We start from the raw sequence: 3,163 nt of genomic DNA on the forward strand, positions 1-3,163 counted from the left end.
GTAACCTCGGGGCTATTACCCCAACAAGAGGTGCGCTATGGGCTCTACTCGACAAGGATGGAGTGTCATGAGATTTGTAGCCAGCAACCCTGGTATCTGCGCGGATTCTGTCTACAAGGTTGCTCGCCTCATAGGAGGTGAAGCTAAATGAAAGAATCGGTGACAATTGCAAAAGAGGCGAAAAATAAAAAAGAGTTTTCATCTACAAGGAGCGATAATAACATTCAGGGGCTTCGAAATAAGCCCGAGAGGCAGCTTGGCTTTCTCCGGGGTGTGTTGATACTATAAGGCGTGATGGCGGCACACCCTCGGTTGAGAGCATTGCAACTGAATTGGGCAGCAAGTCTGCTGCAAAGCGTACACCTGTGCTGCGGGCGCTTCAGCAGACGCATGGCAACATGTATGTGCAGCGGGTGGTAGCAGGGATTCAGGCGAAGCTTGTGTTCGGGCAGCCTGGAGATAAGTACGAGCAGGAGGCGGATCGGGTAGCGGATGCGGTGATGCGGATGCCTGTGCCACAGACAGTATCCCGAAAGGATCTTGATATCCAACGAGTGTGTCAGGGATGTGAAGAAGAGGGACTTCGCAGGCAGCCTGAAGAGGAGGAAGAAGAACTTCTTCAGACTAAAGAAATATCAGGGCAGAATGCTGAAACCACACCTGATTTCGAATCTCGTATCAATTCCATCCGGGGCGGCGGAAAGTCGTTGTCTAAATCAAGCCGCGCCTTTTTCGAACCACGATTCGGAGCAGATTTCAGTGGAGTAAGAGTACATACCGATGGGCAGGCAGCAAGTACTGCAAAATCCGTTAATGCGAAAGCATTTACAGTGGGGCATGATGTTGTGTTTGGTGCGGGGCAATATATGCCAGACAATGTTAGCGGCCAAAAGCTCCTTGCACACGAACTGACGCACGTTATACAGCAAAATGGCGGCGGTATCAATAGGGTAAAAATGACACATATCCCTTTTTCCGCAATTATTTAACGATGGGAGGCTTCTGAACACGTTCAAATAGCAGAGCAAGTTTATACGGGCGAGGCTATGAAAAAACACTTCACCCAGATATTAGGAAAAGATGCATCGATAAAATTATCATTGGCGAACGCTCAAATCAGTTATGCACAAGCTGCCGCCATGGCTGATTTATTTGAAGATTTTAAACAAATGTATAACGCACCAAAGCATGAAATTGATACGCATTTAAGTATCATTAAGAGTGAAAAATCGGCCTTGATAACGGAAAGAAAGGGCAAGTCAAAGAAAAAACCTTTATCAGAACAATCAAAAACGATTCTTAAAGAAATCGATATGCGTTTTACTAAAGCTACCGCTGTTCGATATTTAGACCTCGCCAAAAAAAATTATTCACATTTTACACATGTTCATATAGGGGGTGGGAATAACAATATTCAGGAATGGCAAAAATTGCATGGAGAAGCCGCGGATGTAGCACAGCAGGCTAAAAAGAATAAAAGCGCGAATGAGTTAAGTATGGCTTTTGCAAGAAATTCATTTGCCGATCATTATTTGATGGATGCCTTTGCTGTTGGGCATTTAACCGCACGCTCCACCAAAGAAGATGAAGATGATATGCGAAAACACATTGCAAGCAAACTTGACGATGTGATTACCGAGGTCCTGATCGAGAAAATCGGAACGAAATGGTATTTGTTCTTTTTGCTCATTACGCCTGGTTTGGCGCATTTGACTGCCTTGTTGGCTTTTTTAACAGGGCAAGGCCTTGCCGGACGAGAAGATATTAAGTCCCTGCCTTTTAAGATTGTTCATGATATGGATAACAAATATGGAAGAAGAGTTGCAAATAAAAAGGGAGACGAATGGGAGGCGTATGGAGATAAATTCCTGCTTAGTAAGGAAAATTTGGAAAGTAATTACCCCAGAGTAGTCAATGCCGTAAAAATCTCTAAAAATGAATTGATTCATTCGGCTTCAAAAAATGAAAAACCCGGGAACAAACCCATAGAACTCTATCCATCATCATTTGAGAAGCGGAATTGGAATGAAGAGATGGCAGTGAAGGCGTTGAAGAATCTCGTCAGTGAAAAATTTTCCATGCTGAAGCTTTTATGGACGACAGATAATATCGTCAGGAGATATATCGAAAAAACTACACCAGAAGAAATGTACAAAATTTCCCCGGATGGCAAAGTCAGGATGATAAATGAGTTGCTGCCAGGTTGGACAGGGGGTGCGGATGAAAGAGCTATTTTGAAAATGATGAAGTATTCACAATCAAGGCAAGTATTTAATATTATGGAGCAAATTGGATTAAGTAAACTTGCTGCCAATATACACGGAAAAGAGTACAAACAATTTATTTCATTACTCGCCAACAAATATTCAAAATTGCCAGTAAATTTAAAAATTATTTTTATTAACAAATTGCTGGAGGGAGCCACATTAGATGTGGAAGAAAACGGAATCTTACAACTTTTGCGTCATTCCAGTTCAGGTGAGGTCTATCGGATTGTCAACGACGTAAGGTTTAAAGAGCTTGCAGATAATATTCATGGTGCTGAATACGACAAATTTATTTACATACTTGAAAATAAATATAGAAATGTTGGTTTAAACGGCAAAAAGGAACTGATTAATGCTTTACTTCAAGTTACAACGGGAGATCTTGAGGAATGGGCCATTAATGAAATTATTCGAAATGCTAAATCTAATGATGTGGCGACAATAATAAACACCATTGGGTTTGGTGATTTTGACGATAATATTCATGGTGGAGAGTACCGAACATTTCTCAATGTTCTTGTTAATAAATATAAATATTTGGATGTAGTACAAAAAATCCGCCTTATTAAAGCTCTATGTAGCGGAAGCACATCCGAAGTAGAAGAGGAAACCATTATATCCTTACTGAAAGATGCATTAACATCATCAAAGGAAGATTTTAAAACTATTGTCAGGAAAGTTGGGAAGAGTGAACTATATTCCGAGCTGACCGGAAGAGAAGAAAACCAATTTGAAGAAATGCTGGAAAATACTGGTATGAAATAAACCTATGGCGTCATTATGGGGTTGGAAATATTGAGTTTGGAGAGCCAATTTTCTACTGAGTATCCGTCTTCAAGTAAATGTCGAGTAGAGCCCATAGCGCACCTCTTTCTGGGGTAATAACCCCAAGGTTA

At 41.3% G+C, this 3,163-nt stretch carries 3 protein-coding genes; all 3 read left to right on the forward strand.

All coding sequences use genetic code 11. From position 1 onward, the window contains the following. Nucleotides 1–147 precede the first annotated feature (147 nt). From IBX40_12260 to IBX40_12270, 3 genes are read left to right on the forward strand one after another with little or no spacing between them, the layout of a single operon-like run. The gene (locus tag IBX40_12260) at nucleotides 148–288 is read left to right on the forward strand and encodes a hypothetical protein (protein ID MBE0525082.1); all 141 of its coding nucleotides are present in this window, start codon (nucleotides 148–150) and stop codon (nucleotides 286–288) included. Between the two features lie 44 nt (nucleotides 289–332). After that, complete coding sequence (locus IBX40_12265) at nucleotides 333–989, forward strand: DUF4157 domain-containing protein (GenBank protein ID MBE0525083.1); 657 nt, start codon at nucleotides 333–335, stop codon at nucleotides 987–989. Nucleotides 990–1,046: 57 nt separating this feature from the next. Next, nucleotides 1,047–3,032 carry a hypothetical protein gene (locus IBX40_12270; GenBank protein ID MBE0525084.1) on the forward strand — a complete coding sequence of 662 codons (1,986 nt, stop codon included), beginning with the start codon at nucleotides 1,047–1,049 and terminating at the stop codon, nucleotides 3,030–3,032. Nucleotides 3,033–3,163 lie beyond the last annotated feature (131 nt).

This window comes from Methanosarcinales archaeon, assembly GCA_014859725.1.
In the GTDB taxonomy this organism is placed as follows: domain Archaea; phylum Halobacteriota; class Methanosarcinia; order Methanosarcinales; family Methanocomedenaceae; genus Kmv04.

What these genes read in the sequence shown, in the direction of transcription:
- IBX40_12270 (MBE0525084.1), top strand. Translation starts at nt 1,047, where the DNA reads ATGAAAAAACACTTCACCCAGATATTAGGAAAAGATGCATCGATAAAA.
- IBX40_12260 (MBE0525082.1), top strand. Translation starts at nt 148, where the DNA reads ATGAAAGAATCGGTGACAATTGCAAAAGAGGCGAAAAATAAAAAAGAG.